Genomic DNA, 21,727 nt, shown 5'->3' on the forward strand with positions numbered 1-21,727 from the left:
CAAAGCGCGGCGCATTAGCGCCGCTTTTTTTTACGCTTAACTTATGCTTACGGCTGCGTTATCTTTAAACTTCTTTACATAAGGTAAGGCAACTGCGTTTGTGCCTTCCTATAATGAATAAAAGCCCCAGTGTGATGGGCATGTCGTGAGAAAACAGGGGGCAAGGGATGTTGCTAAAGAAAAATCGTGGTCATCAGCTGTCAGCGTTGAGTTTGTGTCTGGCGGTGATGTTTGCTCCACTGTTAAGCGCTCAGGCCGATGAGCCTGAAGTTGTACCGTCAGACAGTTCCGCGACGATGGGGGCGCAGCCGACGTCGCTGTCACAACCGCTGGATCAATCTCCGGCAACGGCCATTTTAGCGGGTATCAGACCGCTACCCGAAGGTATCGACACCGGCGCGCTCCGCCAGCAGCTTCTAACCGGGCTTCCAGCAGGATACACGCCTGCCTACATTAACCAGCTTACGCTGCTTTATGCCGCGCGTGATATGAAGCCGATGTGGGAAAACCGGGACGCCGTGCGCGCTTTCCAGCAGCAGCTGGCGGAAGTCGCCATTGCAGGTTTTCAGCCGCAATTCACCACTTGGGTTGAGCTCCTCACCGATCCAGCCGTTACCGGTCAGGCGCGTGATGTGGTGCTGTCTGATGCCATGATGGGCTACCTCCAGTTCGTGGCGGGCATTCCGGTCAATGGCAACCGCTGGTTATACAGTCAAAAAACATACAAGCTGGCGACGCCTGCGCTGTCGGTCATTAACCAGTGGCAACTGGCGCTGGACAACGGTGACCTGCCGCGCTTTATCGCAAGCCTGGCGCCGGCCCATCCGCAGTATGCCACCATGCATCAGTCGCTGCTTGAGCTGGTTGCGGATTCCCGCCCGTGGCCTCAGGTGCGTGGCACAACCACGCTTCGTCCGGGACAGTGGAGCAGCGATGTCCCGGCGATCCGCGAAATTATGAAACGCTCCGGCATTCTCGAAAGCGGTCCTAAGATTGCGCTGCCTGGCGACGATACGCAAAGCGCGGTCGTCAGCCCGTCGGCCCCGGTAAAAGAGAAAAAGGCCGTTGCACAGAGCAACAAACCCGCCGCCTACGATCGCGAACTGGTCGCGGCGGTTAAGCAGTTCCAGGCCGCGCAGGGGCTGGGCGCAGACGGGGTGATCGGTCCATCCACCCGCGACTGGCTGAACGTCTCGCCTGCCCAGCGTGCTGGGGTGCTGGCGCTGAATATCCAGCGTTTACGTCTGCTGCCGGGAACACTGTCGACCGGGATTATGGTGAATATTCCAGCGTATTCGCTGGTTTATTATCAGAACGGTAGCGAGGTGCTGGCGTCGCGTGTGATTGTCGGACGTCCTGACCGTAAAACGCCGATGATGAGCAGTGCCCTGAATAACGTGGTGGTAAACCCGCCGTGGAACGTGCCACCGACGCTGGCGCGCAAGGATATTCTGCCTAAGGTCTGGAACGATCCTGGCTATCTGGAGCGTCATAACTATACGGTGATCCGCGGCTGGAACAGCAAAGAGACGATCGATCCGTGGATGGTTGACTGGTCAACAATTACGCCGTCGAACCTGCCATTCCGTTTCCAGCAGGCACCGGGTGCGCATAACTCGCTGGGGCGCTATAAATTCAACATGCCAAGTTCGGACGCTATCTATCTGCATGATACGCCGAACCATAACCTGTTCCAGAAAGATGCCCGTGCGCTCAGCTCAGGCTGCGTTCGTGTGAATAAGGCATCGGAACTGGCGAATATGCTGTTGCAGGATGCGGGCTGGAACGACACGCGGATTTCCGATGCCCTCAAGCAGGGGGACACCCGTTACGTTAACATTCGACACAATATACCGGTCAATCTTTACTATCTGACGGCGTTTGTTGGCGAAGATGGACGTACCCAGTATCGTACAGATATTTACAATTATGATCTCACGGCGCGATCCGGCGCACAAATTTTGCCAAAAGCTGAACAATTAATCAGGTAAATGAAGCAGTTCGGGAAAATAGGTTGTCGTAAGTTAGGGCAAATACGTGGCGATATGGCTGGAAGCCGCGTGTTTGCTGGGGTTGGGTGCCTTGACGTCGTCGGCTTTGCCAGTTAAGGTGCCCTTCGTGCGCTAAGCATATTACGATTTCTTTGACCTGTAGACCTGATTATCATGGACAAATTTGACGCTAATCGCCGCAAACTGCTGGCGTTAGGTGGCGTTGCGCTCGGCGCAGCGGCCATCCTGCCGACGCCAGCATTTGCCACCCTCTCGACACCTCGTCCGCGTATTTTAACGCTCAACAATCTGCATACTGGTGAGTCGCTAAAAGCGGAATTCTTCGATGGCAGAGGCTATATTCAGGATGAATTAGCAAGACTTAACCATTTTTTCCGTGATTTCCGCGCGAATAAAGTAAAAGCCATCGACCCAGGATTATTTGACCAGTTGTTCCGCCTTCAGGGCCTGCTGGGTACCAGCAAGCCGGTGCAACTCATTTCGGGTTATCGTTCCATTGATACCAATAATGAATTGCGCGCCCGCAGCCGTGGGGTAGCGAAAAAAAGCTATCACACCAGGGGACAGGCAATGGATTTCCATATTGAAGGCGTTTCGTTAGCCAATATTCGCAAAGCTGCGTTATCTATGCGCGCAGGTGGTGTAGGATATTACCCAAGTAGTAACTTTGTGCATATTGATACCGGTCCAGTTCGGCACTGGTAATAACGAAACACAGGAGCAGTATGAACTATCGTATTATTCCGGTTACGGCGTTCTCCCAGAATTGTTCATTGATCTGGTGTGAGCAAACCAAACTGGCCGCGCTTGTCGATCCCGGCGGTGACGCTGAGAAGATCAAACAGGAAGTTGCAGAAAGCGGTGTGACGCTGATGCAGATTTTACTGACGCATGGTCACCTTGACCATGTCGGCGCAGCGGCGGAGCTGGCACAGCACTATGGAGTGCCGGTGATCGGTCCGGAAAAAGAAGATGAGTTCTGGCTGCAGGGTTTGCCAGCCCAAAGCCGCATGTTTGGCCTCGATGAGTGTCAGCCATTGACGCCCGATCGCTGGTTAAACGAAGGAGAGCGTGTGAACGTAGGGAATGTGACTTTACAGGTGTTGCATTGTCCTGGGCATACGCCAGGCCATATTGTCTTCTTTGATGACCAGTCCCGTCTGCTGATTTCCGGAGATGTGATTTTCAAAGGTGGCGTAGGGCGCAGCGATTTTCCGCGTGGCGACCACGGACAGCTGATCCAGTCGATTAAACAGAAGTTATTGCCACTGGGTGATGACGTGACGTTTATCCCTGGACACGGCCCGATGTCGACGCTGGGCTACGAGCGGGTGCATAACCCCTTCCTTCAGGATGAAATGCCTGTCTGGTAAATCCGGATAATAAAAAAAGCCTGCATTGTGCAGGCTTTTTTGTGGGCGCTAATTACATTACAGTACGGCGACAATCGCTTCGCACAGTGGCGCCATGTTGTCAGGGGTCATACCTGCAACGTTCACGCGGCCAGAGGCCACGGCGTACACGCCAAACTCTTCACGCAGACGCAGAACCTGTTCTTTGGTCAGGCCACTGAAAGAGAACATACCGTTCTGCTTAGTAATAAAGCTGAAATCACGGTCTGCACCTTTCTCTGCCAGGGTGTTCACAAACAGCAGGCGCATGCGCTGAATACGCTGACGCATATCGTTGAGCTCTTGTTCCCAAATCGCGCGGAGCGCATCGTTGCTCAGGATGGTGGCAACGACAGAGGCACCGTGTGCTGGTGGGTTAGAGTAGTTAGCGCGGATAACTGATTTCATCTGGCTGAACGCACGATCGGCAGTCTCTTCGTTTGCTGCGACCAGCGTGCAGGCACCAACACGCTCATTGTACAGGCCAAAGTTCTTGGAGTAGGAGCTAGCAACGATCAGCTCCTGATGGACGGCTGCGAAAGCGCGCAGACCTTCAGCATCTTCTTCCAGACCACGGGCGAAGCCCTGGTAAGCGAAGTCAAACAGCGGCAGCCAGCCTTTTTCGACAGACAGTTTCGCCAGCTGTTCCCACTGTTCAAGCGTCGGATCAATGCCGGTTGGGTTGTGGCAGCAGCCGTGGAACAGTACCACGTCGCCCGCCTGGGCTTCACTCAGGCTCGCCAGCAGACCGTCGAAGTCCAGAGCGTGATTTGCGGCGTCGTAGTAGGCATATTCGCGCACTTCCAGACCCGCAGAGTTAAAGACGCTCTTATGGTTCGGCCAACTTGGGTTGCTTACCCATACGCGCTTAACAGCGGTATTTTTTGCAAGGAAATCCGCCGCCACGCGCAGTGCGCCGGTACCGCCAGGCGTTTGTGCTGTGCGCGCGCGTTTGTCGCTCACAATTGTACTACCTTTACCGAACAGCAGCTCCTGCGTGCAACGACCAAACTCAGGGATACCATCAATACCGAGGTAGTTCTTGGTGGTTTCATTTTCCAGCAGATACTGCTCAGCTTTTTTTACGCTGGTCAGTACCGGGGTTTTGCCGGTTTCATCTTTATATACACCAATACCCAGGTTGATTTTGCCAGGGCGGTCGTCGGCACGAAACAGATCGGCCAGGCCCAGAATAGGGTCGGCAGGAGCGGCGGTAATGTTCTCAAACATGACGAAGTTCCATTGTGATTACAGAAGTGAAATCCGCTATCAGGTTAACGGTAGATTTACAAAATGCCAACCGTTTGCGACGAAAAGCGTGCGGCTTTTCAAAAGTCGCCATTATTTTCTGTCAGGCATAAAAAAACAGGGCCGAAGCCCTGTTCATTAAGCATATAACAAAGTGGTGTACTGATTAGAACTGGTAAGTTACAGCCATTGCAACCTGGTCGTCTTTACCGTTCACGATACCCACGCTACGAGAGTAGTCGGTGTCGTCGATCAGATTCAGCTGGTAGTCAACATAGATGTTGAAGTTTTTGTTGAAGTAGTAAGTTGCACCGAGTTCAACAAATTTCTGCAGGTCAGCATCGCCGCCCGCGAAGGTGCCGCGCTGAGCCAGGTTTTTACCTTTAGACTGAACGTAGGACACGGATGGACGCAGACCGAAGTCGAACTGGTACTGAGCGATAACTTCGAAGTTCTGAGTTTTGTTTGCGAATGAACCGTCTTCTTCACGGGTCATGTTGCGGGTTTCAGCGTAGGTGGTTGCCAGGTAGATGTTGTTCGCGTCGTACTTAGCACCAACAGCCCATGCTTCCGCTTTCTCGCCTTTACCGTCAGCGGTCTGCAGGTTAGTACGGTCAGAGTTGCTGTATGCGCCGATCAGGCCGAAACCTTCGCCGAATTCATAACCAACAGAGGTACCAAAACCGTCACCATTAGCGGTTCTAACGTCGGTACGATCGTTTTTACCCTGATACTGCAGGCCCAGGCTCAGACCATCAACCAGACCGAAGAAGTCAGAGTTACGATAGGTCAGAACGCCAGTGGTACGGCCGGTCATGAAGTTATCAGAGTAGTTAGCCCAGGTCATACCTGAGTAGGATGGCGCCATATCGGTGTAAGATTCTACATCGTAAACGATACCGTAGTTACGGCCGTAGTCGATGGAACCTGCATCACCAGCTTTCAGGCCAGCGAACGCCAGACGGGTACGCTGAGTCTGGCTGCTTTCTGGCTGGCTTGCCAGAGCACGGTATTCCCACTGGCCGTAACCGGTCAGTTGGTCGTTGATTTGGGTTTCGCCTTTGAAACCGATCTGAGCATAGGTCGCATCGCTGCTGTCTGTGTTGTCACCGGAGGTCACGAAATCGTGCTCACCAACCACTTTCCCGTACAGATCCAGTTTGTTGCCGTTTTTGTTATAGATTTCTGCAGCGTTAGCTGCACCGGCTACCAGCAGGGCAGGGATTACCACTGCCAGAATATTGCGCTTCATCATTATTTATTACCCTCATTGGTTTTTTTATGACACTCGCCACTGCCGCCAATAAATTCCGTCAATAAATATTTCCGGAACTATTGATGAGAGTTTGGTGTCTTTATGTATCTGTCAGGCATCTTTCCATTCATAGAACCGTTTCGCTAGCCTGAAAGTGCTACAGTTTTCAAGATTGAGTAACAAAAAGAAATTATATGTAACTAAATGTGTATTTTTCGGAACTTTGTGAACCACCTCAAATTTCAGAAAGACCTGGCGAATTAAACGACAAGCAGATTCCTATATATATGAATTCCTTATAATTAATTTAGATAAAGGCAATTCGTATACGCGCACCTTCAACGACTCATTTTTTCTTATGACCCCAAAAGGACTTCTGGATGGCTGTGATTTTGGTTGAAATTTGTGCTATTGCTTGAGGATTAAATAATCGCAATAAGAATAGGGTTTATTTTTTGTTCGTAGATATTTCGTGGAAACAAAACGTAACAACTAGTGGTTGTGACGGGGTCAAAGTTGAAAGGTGCTTACTTTACGCTGACGAAAATTGACAGAGCAGAATAAAATAATGGCCAGCAAATGCTGGCCATTATGATTTTGGTTACTTAGAAGCTAGCATTACGCGGCGTACGTGGGAACGGAATAACGTCACGTACGTTCTGAACACCCGTGACGTAGGCGATCAGACGTTCGAAGCCCAGACCAAAGCCTGAGTGTGGCACAGTACCGTAACGGCGCAGATCGCGATACCAGCTGTAATCCGCCGGATTGAGCCCCATCTCTTGCATGCGCGCATCCAGCACGTCCAGACGCTCTTCACGCTGGGAACCACCGATAATTTCACCAATGCCCGGCGCCAGTACGTCCATTGCGGCAACGGTTTTACCGTCTTCGTTAAGGCGCATATAGAACGCCTTAATGTCTTTCGGGTAGTTTTTCACAACAACCGGTGCTTTGAAGTGCTTCTCAGCCAGGTAACGCTCATGCTCGGAAGAGAGATCCACGCCCCAGTAAACCGGGTTCTCAAACTTCTCACCGCATTTCTCGAGAATAGCGACCGCATCGGTGTAATCCACCTGGGCAAAGTCGGAGGAAACAAAGCGCTCCAGACGTGCAATCGCTTCGTTATCGACACGCTCAGCGAAGAATTTCATATCATCAGCACGTTCTTCCAGTACCGCTTTGAAGACGTACTTGAGCATGGCTTCCGCCAGGCCAGCGACATCGTTCAGATCTGCGAAAGCCACTTCAGGCTCCAGCATCCAGAATTCTGCCAGGTGGCGGCTGGTGTTGGAGTTTTCCGCTCGGAAGGTTGGGCCGAAGGTATAGATTTTAGACAGCGCACAGGCGTAGGTTTCGCCGTTGAGCTGGCCGGATACCGTCAGGAAGGCTTCTTTACCAAAGAAGTCTTTGTCAAAGTCCACTTTACCTTCCGGCGTGCGCGGCAGGTTTTCCAGATCCAGCGTAGAAACGCGGAACATCTCGCCAGCGCCTTCGGTATCGGAGGCGGTGATCAGCGGGGTAGATACCCAGAAATAACCCTGCTCATCGAAGAAGCGATGCAGTGCCTGCGCCAGCGTGTGGCGGACACGGGCCACCGCACCAATCAGGTTGGTGCGTGGACGCAGGTGAGCCACTTCACGCAGATATTCGATGCTGTGACGTTTTGCGGCCATCGGGTAGGTATCAGGATCTTCAACCCAGCCGGTCACTTCAACGGCAGTGGCCTGAATTTCGAAACTCTGACCCTGACCCGGTGATGCGACAACCACGCCGGTAACAATTACGGAACAACCGGTTGTCAGGTGCAGAACGTCATCATTGTAATTGGGCAGAGAATTATTAATGACGGCCTGTACAGGATCAAAGCAGGAACCGTCATAGACGGCAAGGAAGGAGATGCCAGCTTTAGAATCTCGGCGGGTACGCACCCATCCGCGCACGGTGACTTCTAGGTCTTCGGCGACACGGCCCTGGAGTACGTCGGCTACAGGCACAACGCTCATAATATTCTCTCTGTTAATAGTCGGAAAAAATAAACACTTGTCCACCCAAATGGGGGGATATCTATGTTACCTGCCATCCGCTATCAGACAAGTAAATTTCGCAGTCAAAAGAGAAGAATTAAGAAATAAATAAGAAGTAGGGAGCCATTTGGCTCCCTTAAGCGCTTAACTGGCTTTTTTGACCTGAGGGAGATCGAAAGCTTTGCGTAACGCGCGGACAAACGCTTTATCATGACAGATGGTTTTACCCGGGCTATCGGAGAGCTTGGCTACCGGCTTGCCGTTACATTCCACCAGTTTTATCACGATATTCAGCGGTTTTACCTGAGGGATGTCGCAGGTTAAACGGGTGCCAATCCCGAAGCTCAGGTTCACTCGGGTACTGAAATGGCGATAGAGTTCAACCGCTTTCGCGAGATCGAGGTTGTCGGAGAAGACCAGCACCTTGCTCATCGGGTCGATGCCGAGTTTTTCGTAATGCGCTATCGCCTTCTCACCCCATTCAACCGGATCCCCGGAGTCATGACGTAACCCCTGGTAACGCTCAGCGAACTCAGGGCCGAAATCACGCAGGAACGCATCCATGGTGATGCAGTCGGTCAGGGCGATGCCGAGTTGATTCGGATACTCGTCAAGCCACGCGGCCAGTGCGGCGCGTTGGCTGTTGGCCAGATCTGGACTGATCTGCTGATGCGCCTGGAACCATTCATGCGCCTGGGTACCCATGGGTGTCAGGTTCAGACGACGTGCCAGATCGTAATTACTGGTGCCCATGAACCACGACTCTTGCTGCAGACGCTGAACAATGGCCTGCTGAACGTCGCGGGAGAAACGGCGACGCGTGCCAAAGTCCATCAGACGGAAGCGGGACATATCCAGCCCATCCGTCAGGGTGGCAAACCCTGAGAGTTTGTTTTCCAGCGCGGCCAGTGCCTGAGTCACCCCTGTTTCCGGCGAACGGTAGCGGTGAGCCAGCTCGCTGATCACGGCCAGCAGCGGAACTTCCCACATGATCACTTCACGCCATGGGCCTTCAAGGCGAATATCCAGCTTGCCGTTATCATTCGTGACGGTGACCTGCTCTGGCTTATAACGGAAGTCGCGCAGCCAGTTCAGATAGTCCGCTTTAAAGAAAGGCAGGCCGGAAAGCCACTGGTATTCGTCGTCCTGCAACGTCAGATGCTGCATAGCATCGACCTGTTCACGAATGGAATCTGCGTAGATACCGAGCAAGTCGTCGCCACGACAGCGGAATTCCGCCGCAACATCAACATCATAGTAATGGTGGAAAACGGCTTGCTGCATGTGCAGTTTATACGCGTCGGTATCCAGCAACGTATGCAGAACAGGAGAAGCGAATCGAGTCATAGGTGCGCAGTAGCATCCTCTCACAGGAGCGTTTAGTACAATAAACAACTCCGGAGTATACCTTGTTTAGTGATTTATTGAACCCCGATCACAACATAAGCGCTCTTTATGGTCGAGGGCATTTTGTGCCCCGTGTTATACAAATGTAGCAAAAAGGGTGTTTGTACCTGAAAAGATGAACATTCTGCATAGCGCGATCTACACAACAGGAATAGACTGGAATCGTTATTCGACAAACGATGCATAAGGTTTTCTATGACACAACAGCCACAAGCCAAATACCGCCACGACTATCGTGCGCCGGATTACCTGATTAGCGATATCGATCTGACTTTTGACCTGGATGCCACTAAAACCGTTGTGACGGCGGTAAGCCAGGTGACGCGCCAGAGCGCGACGGCAGTGCCGCTGCGTCTGGATGGTGAAGACCTGACGCTGGTCTCCCTGCATATTAATGATGCAGCCTGGACTGACTATAAAGAAGAAGACAACCAGCTGGTGATCGATAACCTGCCGGAACGCTTTACGCTGCGCATCGTGAATGAAATCAGCCCTGCCGCCAATACGGCGCTGGAAGGGCTCTACCAGTCTGGCGTGGCGCTGTGCACCCAGTGTGAAGCGGAAGGTTTCCGCCACATCACCTGGTATCTTGACCGTCCGGACGTGCTGGCGCGCTTTACCACCAAAATCATCGCGGATAAAACGCTTTATCCTTTCCTGCTCTCTAACGGTAACCGCGTGGGTGAGGGTGAGCTGGAAAACGGCCGTCACTGGGTACAGTGGCAGGATCCGTTCCCGAAACCATGCTACCTGTTTGCGCTGGTGGCGGGTGATTTCGACGTCTTACGTGACACCTTCAAAACCCGTTCTGGCCGAGAAGTGGCGCTGGAACTGTTCGTTGACCGTGGCAACCTCGATCGCGCGCCATGGGCGATGACCTCGCTCATCAACTCCATGAAATGGGACGAAGAGCGTTTTGGTCTGGAATACGATCTCGACATCTATATGATTGTCGCCGTCGACTTCTTCAACATGGGCGCGATGGAGAACAAAGGTCTCAACATCTTTAACTCCAAATACGTGCTGGCCCGTACCGATACCGCCACCGATAAAGACTACCTCGATATCGAGCGCGTTATTGGCCACGAATATTTCCATAACTGGACCGGTAACCGCGTCACCTGCCGCGACTGGTTCCAGCTGAGCCTTAAAGAAGGCCTGACCGTATTCCGTGACCAGGAGTTCAGCTCCGATCTGGGCTCGCGGGCGGTTAACCGCATCAACAACGTGCGCACCATGCGTGGGTTGCAGTTCGCGGAAGATGCCAGTCCGATGGCGCACCCAATTCGTCCGGACAAAGTCATCGAGATGAATAACTTCTACACCCTGACGGTGTATGAAAAAGGGGCGGAAATTATCCGTATGATCCACACCCTGCTGGGCGAGGAGAACTTCCAGAAAGGGATGCAGCTCTATTTCGAGCGTCACGACGGCAGCGCCGCCACCTGCGATGATTTTGTGCAGGCAATGGAAGATGCGTCGAATGTGGATCTCTCTCACTTCCGCCGCTGGTACAGCCAGGCCGGTACGCCGATTGTCACCGTTAAAGACGATTACAATCCGGAGACCGAGCAGTACACCCTGACCATCAGCCAACGCACGCCGCCAACGGCTGAGCAGGAAGAAAAATATCCGCTGCACATTCCGTTCAGCATTGAACTGTATGATAACGAAGGCAAAGTGATCCCGCTGCAGAAGGGCGGTCATCCGGTACACCACGTGCTGAACGTGACCCAGGCAGAGCAGACCTTTATCTTCGATAACGTCTATTTCCAGCCTGTGCCTGCGCTGCTGTGTGAATTCTCTGCACCAGTGAAGCTGGAGTACAAGTGGAGCGATCAACAGCTGACGTTCCTGATGCGTCACGCGCGCAACGATTTCTCCCGCTGGGATGCCGCGCAAAGCCTGCTCGCGACATACATCAAGCTGAACGTTAATCGTCATCAGCAGGGCCAGCCGCTGTCGCTGCCGGTTCACGTGGCTGACGCGTTCCGTGCGGTTCTGCTGGATGAACAGATTGATCCGGCCCTCGCGGCTGAAATCCTGACGTTGCCGTCCGCGACCGAAATCGCTGAGCTGTTCGAGACCATCGATCCTATTGCCATCGTGGCTGTGCGTGAAGCGCTGACTCGCACGCTGGCGGCCGAACTGGCGGATGAGTTCCTGGCGATCTACAACGCCAACAAGCTGGATGCGTACCGCGTGGAACATGGCGACATTGGTAAACGTTCCCTGCGCAATACCTGTCTGCGCTACCTGGCCTTTGGTGAAACAGACCTGGCGAACACGCTGGTGAGTAAGCAGTATCACGAAGCGGATAATATGACCGACGCGCTCGCCGCCCTGGCGGCAAGCGTGGCAGCCGAGTTACCGTGCCGTGATGCGCTGATGCAAGAGTATGACGACAAGTGGTACCAGGATGGCCTGGTTATGGACAAGTGGTTCATTCTGCAGGCGACCAGTCCGGCAGCCGATGCGCTCAGCAACGTGCGCAGCCTGCTGAAGCATCGCTCCTTTACCATGAGCAACCCGAACCGCGTCCGCTCCCTGATTGGCGCGTTTGCCAGCAGCAACCCGGCTGCGTTCCACGCGGAAGACGGCAGCGGTTATCAGTTCATGGTAGAAATGCTGACCGAGTTGAACAGCCGTAACCCGCAGGTGGCATCACGTCTGATTGAGCCGCTGATCCGCCTGAAACGCTACGATGCGCAGCGCCAGGCGAAGATGCGTGCCGCGCTTGAGCAGCTTAAAGGGCTGGAAAATCTCTCAGGCGATCTGTACGAGAAGATTTCGAAGGCGCTGGCGTAATATAAACGTTAATCCCACCCTCTCCCCGTGGGAGAGGGCCGGGTGAAGGCATCAGGTATTAGCCGTAATCAAGGCGCGCTCATTCACACCGCGCCTCATCACCCGCTCCAGCACCTCCGCTTCCAGCTCTGCCAGTCTTGCCGATCCCACACGGCGAGGGCGTGGAATATCCACCGTCAGATCCAGACCAATTTTTCCCTCTTCTATTAACAGCACCCGGTCGGCCATGGCGACGGCTTCGCTCACGTCGTGCGTCACCAGCAGGACCGTAAAACCGTGCTCCTGCCAGAGCGAGGCAATTAAATCCTGCATTTCAATCCGCGTCAGGGCATCAAGTGCCCCGAGCGGCTCATCGAGCAGCAGCAGGCCTGGACGATGTATCAACGCACGCGCCAGCGCTACGCGCTGTTTTTGCCCGCCTGAGAGGGCCGCAGGCCAGTCACCGGCGCGATCCTCCAGCCCGACGGCGGCCAGCGCCTGACGCGCCTCCTCCCGCCAGTGACCTTTCAGCCCCAGCCCGACGTTATCGATCACCGTTTTCCAGGGCAGCAGGCGCGCATCCTGAAACATCATGCGAGTATCATCCTGAATATTGGCCAGCGGCGTTGTCCCTGCCAGAATCTCCCCTCCATTCGGCGCTTCCAGTCCGGCTAACAGGCGCAGCAGCGTACTCTTGCCGCCGCCGCTGCGGCCGACAACGGCCACAAATTGTCCGGCGGGGATATGCAGATCCAGGGCGTTAAGAATGGTTTTGTCGCCGTAGCGTTTCGTGACGCCGTTAAGTAACAGCGGTGTCCCCTGAGTGAGTCGGGCAGTATTCATGCTTTCGCCTCCTGAGAGAAATAGGCCGGGTTCCAGCGCAGCCAGTTGCGTTCCAGCCACTGGGCGCTGACGTCAGCAAGTTTGCCCAGCAGGGCATAAAGGATAATGGCGACTACCACCACGTCCGTTTGCAGGAATTCGCGGGCGTTCATTGCCAGATAGCTAATGCCGGAGTTGGCTGAAATGGTCTCCGCGACGATCAGCGTCAGCCACATCAGGCCGAGCGCAAAGCGAACGCCAACCATAATGGAGGGCAGGGCGCCCGGCAGCAGCACGTTGATAAACAGGGCAAATCCTGATAATCCGTAGCTGCGTGCCATCTCAACCAGCCCGCGATCGATATTGCGGATCCCATGCCAGGTATTGATGTAAATCGGGAACAGCGTGCCCAGCGCCACGAGGAAAATTTTGGCGCTCTCATCAATACCAAACCACAGAATGACCAGAGGGATCAGCGCCAGATGCGGTACGTTGCGCAGCATCTGAATGGAGGTATCCAGCAACCGTTCCCCCCAGCGGGACAGGCCGCTGATCAACCCCAGCGTCAGGCCGATGCTCCCGCCGATGGCAAACCCAATCACCGCGCGCCAGGAGCTAATGGCCAGGTGCTGCCACAGCTCGCCGCTGTCACTCAGCGACCAGAAGGCTTCGATCACGCCCTCCGGAGAGGGCAGGATACGGCTCGACAGCCAGCCGGTGGAGGAGGCCAGTTGCCAGATAAGGACAATGCCGACAGGTAAAAACCACGGGGCGGCGCGCAACAGCCATTTTTGTGTGGTGAGAGACATAGCCACTCCTTAGCTTTGCGCGACTTTTCGCGGAATAAACTCGTTGGCCACGGCTTCGCCCTGAAGCTGCAGCTGGCGGGGCTGCGGAATGTCCGGGATAGCGACATCCAGATGCGGGAACAGCAGTTCTCCCACTTTGTATGCCTCCTCAAGATGCGGATAGCCCGAGAGGATAAAGCTGTCGATACCCAGCTCGGCATATTCGTTGATACGCGCCGCCACGGTCGGGCCGTCACCCACCAGCGCAGTACCTGCGCCACCGCGTACTAGGCCGACACCCGCCCAGAGATTGGGGCTGATCTCCAGGTTCTCGCGTTTGCCGTTATGTAACGAAGCCATCCGGTGCTGTCCAACGGAGTCGGTTTTCGCAAACGCCGCCTGCGCTTTGGCGATGGTTTCATCGTCCAGATGCGAGATCAGCCGGTCAGCGGCCTGCCAGGCCTCTTCGTTGGTTTCACGCACAATCACGTGCAGGCGAATGCCAAAGCGCACCTTGCGGCCGTGGGCGGCGGCTTTGGCCTGCACCTGGGCAATTTTCTCTTTCACCAGTTCAGGTGGCTCCCCCCAGGTCAGATAGAGATCGACCTGTTCTGCCGCCAGATCCTGTGCCACATCCGACGATCCGCCGAAGTAGAGCGGTGGACGCGGCTGCTGTACCGGAGGAAAGTAGAGTTTCGCGTCGCGAACATGAATATGCTTGCCATCGAAGGTGACCGTTTCGCCCTCAAGCAGACGTCGCCAGACGCGGGTAAACTCGGCGGAGGCCTCATAGCGTTCCGTATGATCGAGGAACACGCCGTCACCGGCCAGTTCCTGCGGATCGCTGCCGGTGACCAGGTTAAACAGCGCGCGTCCGTTGGAGAGCCTGTCGAGCGTTGCCGCCTGACGCGCGGCAACGGTCGGAGAAACCACGCTCGGACGTAATGCCACCAGGAATTTCAGGCGCTGGGTGACCGGGATCATCGACGCGGCGACCAGCCAGGCGTCTTCGCACGAGCGTCCGGTGGGGATCAGCACGCCGGTGAAACCGATTCGGTCTGCCGCCTGCGCAATCTGCTGCAGATAGCCGTGGTCAACCGGGCGCGACCCTTCTTCGGTACCAAGATAGTGTCCATCACCGTGGGTGGGTAAAAACCAGAAAAGATTCAGACTCATGATTTGGCTCCTTCTTTGGCTGCGGGTTGCCAGATGCGTTCGCGAATGTTCACCTGTTTTGGTACTAAGCGGTTTTGATAAAAGAGGTCGGCAGTCTGTTGTTGCAGGGCTGCAACATGCGCGTCCACTGGGATAATGGTGGTGGGTGGACGGTGGTTGAGGTAGCTCGCGATCACCGCCTCCGGTAAGCCCATGGTTTTCGCCAGCAGGGTGATGCTCTCCGGGCGCTGGCTTTGCGTCAGGGTATCGGCCTCGGTAAAGGTATTCAGGACCTCCTGAACAAAGGCACCGTTTTTCTCTGCATACGGACGGGCTGCAAGGTAGAACGAACCGGTCTGTTTCAGGGTTGTGCCATCTTTCAATACCCGTACGCCGCCCTGAAGTAATGCCGCGGAGTAGTAAGGATCCCAGATAGCCCACGCGTCGACATTGCCTTGCTGGAAGGCGGCGCGGGCATCAGCAGGGGTCAGATAGACGGGCTGAATATCGGTGAACTTTAGCCCGGCCTCCTGCAGGGCGCGGAGTAGCAGGTTGTGCGAGCTGGAACCTTTCTGGAATGCGACTTTGTGACCTTTAAGTTCGGCGACATTTTTAATGGCGCTATTTTCCGGCACCAGAATCACCTCGGCTTTAGGTTTTGGTGGCTCAACGCCAACGTAGACCAGATCGGCCCCGGCCGCCTGCGCAAAGATCGGTGGAATATCGCCAGTACTGCCTAAATCGATGCTTCCAACGTTCAGCGCCTCCAGCATTTGTGGCCCGGCAGGAAACTCCACCCAGGAGAATTTGGTCTGTGGGAAGCGTTTTTCCAGAAGCTGGTGGCTTTTTGCCAGCACCATACTGACGCTGCCTTTCTGGTAACCAATGCGCAAACTGTCAGGTGCCGTCTCTGCTGCATGGGTCAGGGACGAGAGTGTGAGCAGACCAGCCAGGCTGATACGGGTAAATGTTTTAAACATGTGCGACTCCTTGTGGCTGTCCAAACGCAGGTGCCTGAATATCGCGACGGTGCAGGGCATGCCAGAATGTCTCCAGCGCAGTGTCGAGCCGGGTTTGCAGATTCGGTGTGAAATGCGGTTTGTGCTGGTAATCGATAACCTGCGAGTTATCGGCAAAAACGCCGTGCAGGATCTCCTGCGCCTTCAACGCGTTCAGTACTGGCTTCAGGGCGTAATCCACGGCCAGTAAATGGGCAACCGTGCCGCCCGTAGCCAGCGGCAACACCACTTTTCCATCAAGTGCACGTTCAGGCAGCAGATCGAGCAAGGTTTTCAGTGCGCCGGAAAATGAGGCTTTATAAATCGGGGTCGCGACGATAAGCCCGTCAGCACTTTTTAGCTGTTCAATCAGGGTTTTCAATGCCGGACTGTCAAAGCGCGCGTAGAGCAGATCCTCAGGTTCAAAGTTGTGCAGATTCCAGTGGCACACTTCCACATCCAGAGCATTAAGCCTTTCGCGAGCATATTCCAGCAGGGCGCTGGAACGAGAAGGGAAACGTGGACTTCCGGCCAGGGTGATGACGCGCATGTGTGCTCCTTATAACTAATTGTTTGCTTTTATCTAACATTCATAACAATTTTCAGGAGTGTGACACTGCGTGGTTATTCCACTAAATGATTTATCCGCAATTAAAATGCGAAAAAGCGCATAAGAAGTGTACGGGGAAGTAAACGTTTGCGTTTTACGCTGATTTTTTTGCCGCAGGTCAATTCCCTTTCCGGGCAGGATCGCACATAATCCCCTCCCGGTTTGCACACCGGGAATCCAGGAGAGTTCATGTACTACCCCTTCGTTCGTAAAGCCCTTTTCCAGCTCGACCCTGAGCGCGCTCATGAATTTACATTCCAGCAATTACGCCGTATTACGGGAACGCCGCTGGCCGCGCTGGTGCGTCAGAACGTGCCGGAAAAACCTGTGCAGTGCATGGGTCTGACCTTTAAAAACCCGCTGGGTCTGGCGGCAGGTCTGGATAAAAATGGCGAGTGCATTGATGCCCTGGGCGCGATGGGCTTTGGTTCCATCGAAATCGGTACCGTCACGCCGCGTCCACAGCCGGGTAATGATAAGCCGCGTTTGTTCCGCCTGGTCGAAGCCGAGGGGCTGATCAACCGTATGGGCTTTAATAACCTCGGCGTGGATCATCTCGTAGAAAACGTTAAAAAAGCCCATTTTGATGGTGTATTAGGCATCAATATTGGCAAAAATAAAGACACGCCGGTTGAGCAGGGTAAAGATGACTACCTGATTTGTATGGAAAAAGTCTACGCCTATGCCGGTTATATCGCCGTGAATATTTCATCGCCGAATACCCCGGGGCTACGTTCTCTGCAATATGGTGAAGCGCTGGACGATCTTCTCAGCGCCATTAAAAATAAACAAAATGAGCTGCAGGCGATCCATCATAAATATGTTCCGGTGGCGGTTAAGATCGCACCGGATCTTTCTGCTGAAGAATTGATCCAGGTTGCCGACAGCTTAGTTCGCCATAATATTGATGGTGTGATTGCGACCAATACGACGCTCGATCGCTCCCTCGTCCAGGGAATGAAAAACTGTGACGAAGCGGGTGGGTTAAGTGGACGTCCGGTACAATTAAAAAGTACGGAAATTATTCGGGCGCTCTCCGCCGAATTAAAAGGTCGTCTGCCAATAATCGGTGTCGGTGGTATCGATTCGGTGATTGCTGCGCGCGAGAAGATGGCTGCGGGCGCCTCACTGGTGCAAATCTATTCCGGCTTTATTTTTAAAGGCCCGCCGCTCATAAAAGAAATCGTTACTCATATCTAATCTTTTCTCTTAATCAGACAACCAGGGCTTTATTTCCAGCCCTGGTTGTTTTATATTCCGTCACTGTTGCTTATTTAGACATTATAGTCTTTTATTAATGGTGTTATAAACGAAGCGGCGAATGGGACATTTTTAGTACAGGACGTTTGGGTACGGGAGAGACACATGCGAATTAAACCTGACGATAACTGGCGCTGGTATTTTTGTGAAGAGCATGATCGAATGATGCTCGATTTAGCCAATGGCATGTTGTTCCGTTCTCGTTTTGCGCGTCGAATGTTAACCCCGGACGCTTTCTCCCCGTCTGGCTTTTGTGTAGACGATGCTGCGCTTTATTTCTCCTTTGAAGAGAAATGCCGTGACCTGCTGCTCTCAAAAGAACAGCGTGCCGAACTGATATTAAACGCGCTGGTGGCGATTCGTTTTCTGAAACCGCAAATGCCGAAAAGCTGGCATTTTCTGCCGCATGATATGAACTGGACGCCGTCCACGGGCGATGCGGCCAGCGTCAATCTGAGCGATACCGCAGAAGAGGTGAGTTTACTGGTGGTGGAACCTGGCGAAAATGCCGCGCTTTGTCTGCTGGCCCAGCCCGGCGTGACCATTGCCGGGCGGACGATGCAGCTCGGGGATGCCATTAAGGTCATGAATGACAGGCTGAAACCGCAGCTGCGCGTGGATTCATTCAGCCTGGAACAGGCGGTTTAAGCTTCCAGCTGTATCGACGTTTTTGGAATACAGCTACAGCACAGGATCGTCCCGTCATCACCGATTGCGGATTTCTTCAGCGCACTGACATCGCCCTCGACCAGCTTGATTCGACAGCAACCACAGATACCCGCCCGACAGGAATACGGGATACGGATCCCGGCTTGCTCCAGCTGCTCAAGTATCACCTGCTGATTGTTACCCCGTATAACGCGGCCCTGCCAGTGAATATCCACTGCCGAACTGGCTTGCGTCTCAACCTCTACCGTTTCTTCTTCCTGACCCGCACCGTACACGCGCGCAGGCCCACGGGTGAGAATTTCCACCTCGTCACCCACGCGGATCACTCCGCTTGAGCGCGGAATAAGATTCTGGCCGAAATCCACGTCGCCATTATCCTGCGCGGTACGGAATGATTGCAGGGTTTTCAGCGGTTCGCCGGAAGGATGCTTCAGGCCTTTCTCCGGACTTACGGTGGTGAAAATGCAGCGGCTGCACGGCTTCACGACATCAAAAATGACGCTGCCGATGCGGATGACTTTCCAGGTATCTTCCTCCCAGGCTTCCGTACCGGTCACCACCAGATTCGGGCGAAATTGTTCCATCTGCACGCTGGCCTTACAGCGACGCTGCAGGTCACGCAGCGAGGCTTCGCTGGTTAACAGGAACGGGAAACCATCGGCAAACGAGAGGGGAACCGCGTCGTGGCGCTTGACGCGTCGCGTCAGCGCCGGACCCACCCAGCGCAGCTGTACCTCGCGGGAGAAGAAGCCGCTCAGCCAGCGGTTAATTTCGTCCGGAGCGATGCGAGCGGTAAAATGATTGCCCCACACTTCCGTTGGCGCATCGACAGGCGCAAAATCAGCAAAGCGAATCACCACGCTTGAGCCATCCGGGGCGGTGAGGTGGAGGCCGTCATGCAGCGGCGAAGGCGTAAAACGCACCATCTGCGGGAACTGGCGTGCGGTAATGAACGTACCGTCAGGCTCGGTGACCATAAAAATACGATCGAAGGCAAATCCACTGATGTCAGCCAGGGCGTGAGAAACGCCGATACCGCGCATGGATTTCACCGGATGAATAAAAAGCCTGGATAACGTCGCCACTGTGCACAGTCCCTCGAATGAAAATAAGCCTTCAACTTTATGACATACACGTCATATTAGCTATAATGCGCGACAATTTTCTTAGAGTAAAAGTGACGATATGAATTCTCTGTTTGCCAGTACGGCCCGTGGGCTGGAAGAGCTGTTAAAAACTGAACTGGAAGCCCTGGGCGCGCAAGAGTGCCAGGTGGTTCAGGGTGGTGTCCATTTTGAGGGCGACACACGGCTTATTTACCAGAGCCTGATGTGGAGCCGCCTGGCGTCGCGCATCATGCTGCCGATGAAAGAGTGCAAGGTCTACAGCGATCTTGATCTCTATACCGGCGTACAGATGATCGACTGGACAGAGATCTTCACGCCAGACGCGACCTTCGCGGTGCATTTTAACGGTGTAAACGATGAGATCCGCAACAGCCAGTACGGCGCGCTGCGCGTGAAAGATGCCATCGTGGACTGCTTTACCCGTAAAAACAAAGAACGACCAAACGTCGATCGTGAAAACCCGGATCTGCGCATTAACGTCTGGCTCAATGGCGATACCGCCAGCATCTCTCTGGATCTGAGCGGGGCAGGTCTGCATCTGCGTGGCTACCGCGATCGCACCGGTATGGCGCCCATCAAAGAAACGCTGGCCGCCGCCATCGTGATGCGCTCCGGCTGGCTGCCGGGCACGCCGCTGCTCGACCCAATGTGTGGTTCCGGTACGCTGCTGATTGAAGCCGCGATGCTGGCCACCGACCGCGCTCCCGGCCTGCATCGTGGCCACTGGGGCTTTAGCGGCTGGGCGCAGCACGATGAAACACTCTGGAAAGAGGTCAAAGCCGAAGCGCAGGCCCGTGCGCGTAAAGGCCTGGCGGAGTACACATCCCATTTCTATGGATCTGACAGCGACCCGCGCGTCATTGAACGTGCGCGCAGCAATGCCCGTCGCGCAGGTATCGGTGAGCTGGTGACCTTTGAAGTGAAAGATGTCGCGAACCTGACCAACCCGCTGCCGAAAGGCCCCTACGGTACCGTTATCAGCAACCCGCCATACGGCGAGCGTCTGGATAGCGAACCGGCGCTGATTGCTCTGCACAGCCTGCTGGGCCGCAATATGAAAGACTACTTTGGCGGCTGGAATCTTTCCCTGTTTAGCGCTTCACCAGAACTGCTGAGCTGTCTGCAGCTGCGCGCCGATCGCCAGTTTAAGGCGAAGAATGGCCCGCTGGACTGTGTGCAGAAAAACTACCATCTGGCGGAGAAAGCGGCGGACAGCAAACCGTCGGGCGTGGCGGAAGATTACGCTAACCGTCTGCGCAAGAACCTGAAGAAATTTGAAAAATGGGCCAAACAGGAAGGCATTGAATGCTATCGCCTGTATGACGCCGATCTGCCGGAGTACAACGTGGCGGTTGACCGCTATGCAGACTGGGTGGTGATTCAGGAATATGCTCCACCAAAAACCATTGATGCGCAAAAAGCGCGCCAGCGCATGCTGGACGTGATCGCAGCGACGATTGCCGTGCTTGGCATCTCGCCAAACAAACTGGTGCTGAAAACCCGCGAGCGTCAGAAAGGGAAAAACCAGTATCAGAAGATGGGTGAGAAAGGCGACTTTATTGAAGTGGGCGAATACAACGCTCGCCTGTGGGTTAACCTGACGGATTACCTCGATACCGGGCTGTTCCTCGACCACCGCATTGCCCGTCGTATGCTGGGCCAGATGAGCAAAGGTAAGGACTTCCTTAACCTGTTTTCCTACACCGGTAGCGCCAGCGTGCATGCGGGCCTGGGCGGCGCGCGCAGCACCACTACGGTGGATATGTCGCGCACCTATCTGGAGTGGGCGGAGCGCAACCTGCGTCTCAATGGCCTGACCGGACGCCAGCATCGTCTGATGCAGGCCGATGTCCTGGGCTGGCTGCGTGACACCGATGAACAGTTCGATCTGATCTTCATCGATCCGCCAACGTTCTCCAACTCCAAGCGTATGGAGGATAGCTTTGATGTACAACGCGATCACCTGCGCCTGATGACCGACCTGAAGCGCCTTCTGCGTAAAGGCGGCACGATTATGTTCTCGAATAACAAACGCGGTTTCCGCATGGATCACGACGGCCTGGCCGCTCTGGGACTGAAAGCACAAGAAATCAGCCAAAAAACGCTGTCTCAGGACTTTGCCCGTAATCGTCAGATCCATAACTGCTGGCTTATCACCGCGGCCTGAAAGG

17 protein-coding genes are annotated in these 21,727 nt (G+C 54.4%); 7 read left to right on the top strand and 10 right to left on the bottom strand.

The genetic code is table 11. The features are described from left to right. Positions 1-167: 167 nt before the first annotated feature. From ldtD to ACQG19_RS08355, 3 genes are all read left to right on the top strand, one after another. On the top strand, positions 168-1,991 hold the full coding sequence (ldtD, locus tag ACQG19_RS08345) for a L,D-transpeptidase (protein ID WP_246931498.1): 1,824 nt from the start codon (positions 168-170) through the stop codon (positions 1,989-1,991). A 174-nt stretch (positions 1,992-2,165) separates the two neighbouring features. Then, the gene (locus ACQG19_RS08350) at positions 2,166-2,717 is read left to right on the top strand and encodes a YcbK family protein (RefSeq protein WP_013097290.1); all 552 of its coding nucleotides are present in this window, start codon (positions 2,166-2,168) and stop codon (positions 2,715-2,717) included. A 20-nt stretch (positions 2,718-2,737) separates the two neighbouring features. Further along, positions 2,738-3,385, top strand: a complete 648-nt coding sequence (locus tag ACQG19_RS08355; protein ID WP_013097289.1) for an MBL fold metallo-hydrolase — start codon at positions 2,738-2,740, stop codon at positions 3,383-3,385. Positions 3,386-3,442: 57 nt separating this feature from the next. Here ACQG19_RS08355 and ACQG19_RS08360 read toward each other — a convergent pair whose 3' ends face one another. The 4 genes from ACQG19_RS08360 to pncB form a co-directional block, all read right to left on the bottom strand. After that, on the bottom strand, positions 3,443-4,633 hold the full coding sequence (locus tag ACQG19_RS08360; protein ID WP_029882979.1) for an amino acid aminotransferase: 1,191 nt from the start codon (positions 4,631-4,633) through the stop codon (positions 3,443-3,445). Positions 4,634-4,817: 184 nt separating this feature from the next. Beyond that, a complete protein-coding gene (locus ACQG19_RS08365) occupies positions 4,818-5,906 on the bottom strand; it encodes a porin (RefSeq protein WP_038981303.1) in 1,089 nt (362 codons plus the stop codon). Between the two features lie 605 nt (positions 5,907-6,511). After that, entirely contained in the window at positions 6,512-7,912 is a 1,401-nt protein-coding gene (asnS, locus tag ACQG19_RS08370; RefSeq protein ID WP_029882977.1) for an asparagine--tRNA ligase, read from the bottom strand. A gap of 165 nt (positions 7,913-8,077) precedes the next feature. Then, on the bottom strand, positions 8,078-9,280 hold the full coding sequence (gene pncB, locus ACQG19_RS08375; protein WP_246931497.1) for a nicotinate phosphoribosyltransferase: 1,203 nt from the start codon (positions 9,278-9,280) through the stop codon (positions 8,078-8,080). Positions 9,281-9,535: 255 nt separating this feature from the next. Here pncB and pepN point away from each other — a divergent pair, with 255 nt between their 5' ends. Further along, positions 9,536-12,148 carry an aminopeptidase N gene (gene pepN / locus ACQG19_RS08380; RefSeq protein WP_246931495.1) on the top strand — a complete coding sequence of 871 codons (2,613 nt, stop codon included), beginning with the start codon at positions 9,536-9,538 and terminating at the stop codon, positions 12,146-12,148. Between the two features lie 51 nt (positions 12,149-12,199). On the opposite strand, the gene ssuB is transcribed toward pepN, so the two are convergent. From ssuB to ssuE, 5 genes are read right to left on the bottom strand one after another with little or no spacing between them, the layout of a single operon-like run. Continuing rightward, on the bottom strand, positions 12,200-12,970 hold the full coding sequence (gene ssuB / locus ACQG19_RS08385) for an aliphatic sulfonates ABC transporter ATP-binding protein (RefSeq protein WP_246931493.1): 771 nt from the start codon (positions 12,968-12,970) through the stop codon (positions 12,200-12,202). Then, the gene (gene ssuC / locus ACQG19_RS08390) at positions 12,967-13,758 is read right to left on the bottom strand and encodes an aliphatic sulfonate ABC transporter permease SsuC (RefSeq protein ID WP_246931491.1); all 792 of its coding nucleotides are present in this window, start codon (positions 13,756-13,758) and stop codon (positions 12,967-12,969) included. The genes ssuB and ssuC overlap by 4 nt, the downstream gene beginning before the upstream one ends. Before the next feature lie 9 nt (positions 13,759-13,767). Beyond that, on the bottom strand, positions 13,768-14,913 hold the full coding sequence (gene ssuD / locus ACQG19_RS08395) for an FMNH2-dependent alkanesulfonate monooxygenase (protein ID WP_013097272.1): 1,146 nt from the start codon (positions 14,911-14,913) through the stop codon (positions 13,768-13,770). Next, positions 14,910-15,872, bottom strand: coding sequence for a sulfonate ABC transporter substrate-binding protein (locus ACQG19_RS08400; protein WP_095440310.1), 963 nt, complete (start codon positions 15,870-15,872; stop codon positions 14,910-14,912). The genes ssuD and ACQG19_RS08400 overlap by 4 nt, the downstream gene beginning before the upstream one ends. Further along, complete coding sequence (gene ssuE / locus ACQG19_RS08405) at positions 15,865-16,440, bottom strand: NADPH-dependent FMN reductase (RefSeq protein WP_246931489.1); 576 nt, start codon at positions 16,438-16,440, stop codon at positions 15,865-15,867. The genes ACQG19_RS08400 and ssuE overlap by 8 nt, the downstream gene beginning before the upstream one ends. A gap of 249 nt (positions 16,441-16,689) precedes the next feature. Here ssuE and pyrD point away from each other — a divergent pair, with 249 nt between their 5' ends. Both pyrD and zapC read left to right on the top strand, forming a co-directional pair. Next, positions 16,690-17,700 carry a quinone-dependent dihydroorotate dehydrogenase gene (gene pyrD, locus ACQG19_RS08410; protein WP_013097269.1) on the top strand — a complete coding sequence of 337 codons (1,011 nt, stop codon included), beginning with the start codon at positions 16,690-16,692 and terminating at the stop codon, positions 17,698-17,700. A 165-nt stretch (positions 17,701-17,865) separates the two neighbouring features. After that, the gene (zapC, locus tag ACQG19_RS08415) at positions 17,866-18,408 is read left to right on the top strand and encodes a cell division protein ZapC (protein ID WP_020689696.1); all 543 of its coding nucleotides are present in this window, start codon (positions 17,866-17,868) and stop codon (positions 18,406-18,408) included. Here zapC and ACQG19_RS08420 read toward each other — a convergent pair. After that, positions 18,405-19,514, bottom strand: coding sequence for a YcbX family protein (locus ACQG19_RS08420; protein ID WP_095907626.1), 1,110 nt, complete (start codon positions 19,512-19,514; stop codon positions 18,405-18,407). The two genes, zapC and ACQG19_RS08420, sit on opposite strands and share 4 nt — an antisense overlap. 100 nt (positions 19,515-19,614) lie before the next feature. Here ACQG19_RS08420 and rlmKL point away from each other — a divergent pair, with 100 nt between their 5' ends. Beyond that, positions 19,615-21,723: a bifunctional 23S rRNA (guanine(2069)-N(7))-methyltransferase RlmK/23S rRNA (guanine(2445)-N(2))-methyltransferase RlmL gene (gene rlmKL / locus ACQG19_RS08425; protein ID WP_246931487.1), complete on the top strand. Its 2,109-nt coding sequence runs from the start codon at positions 19,615-19,617 to the stop codon at positions 21,721-21,723. The last annotated feature ends 4 nt before the right edge of the window (positions 21,724-21,727 follow it).

The organism is Enterobacter cloacae complex sp. 277I4 (assembly GCF_050031465.1).
GTDB lineage: Bacteria > Pseudomonadota > Gammaproteobacteria > Enterobacterales > Enterobacteriaceae > Enterobacter > Enterobacter cloacae.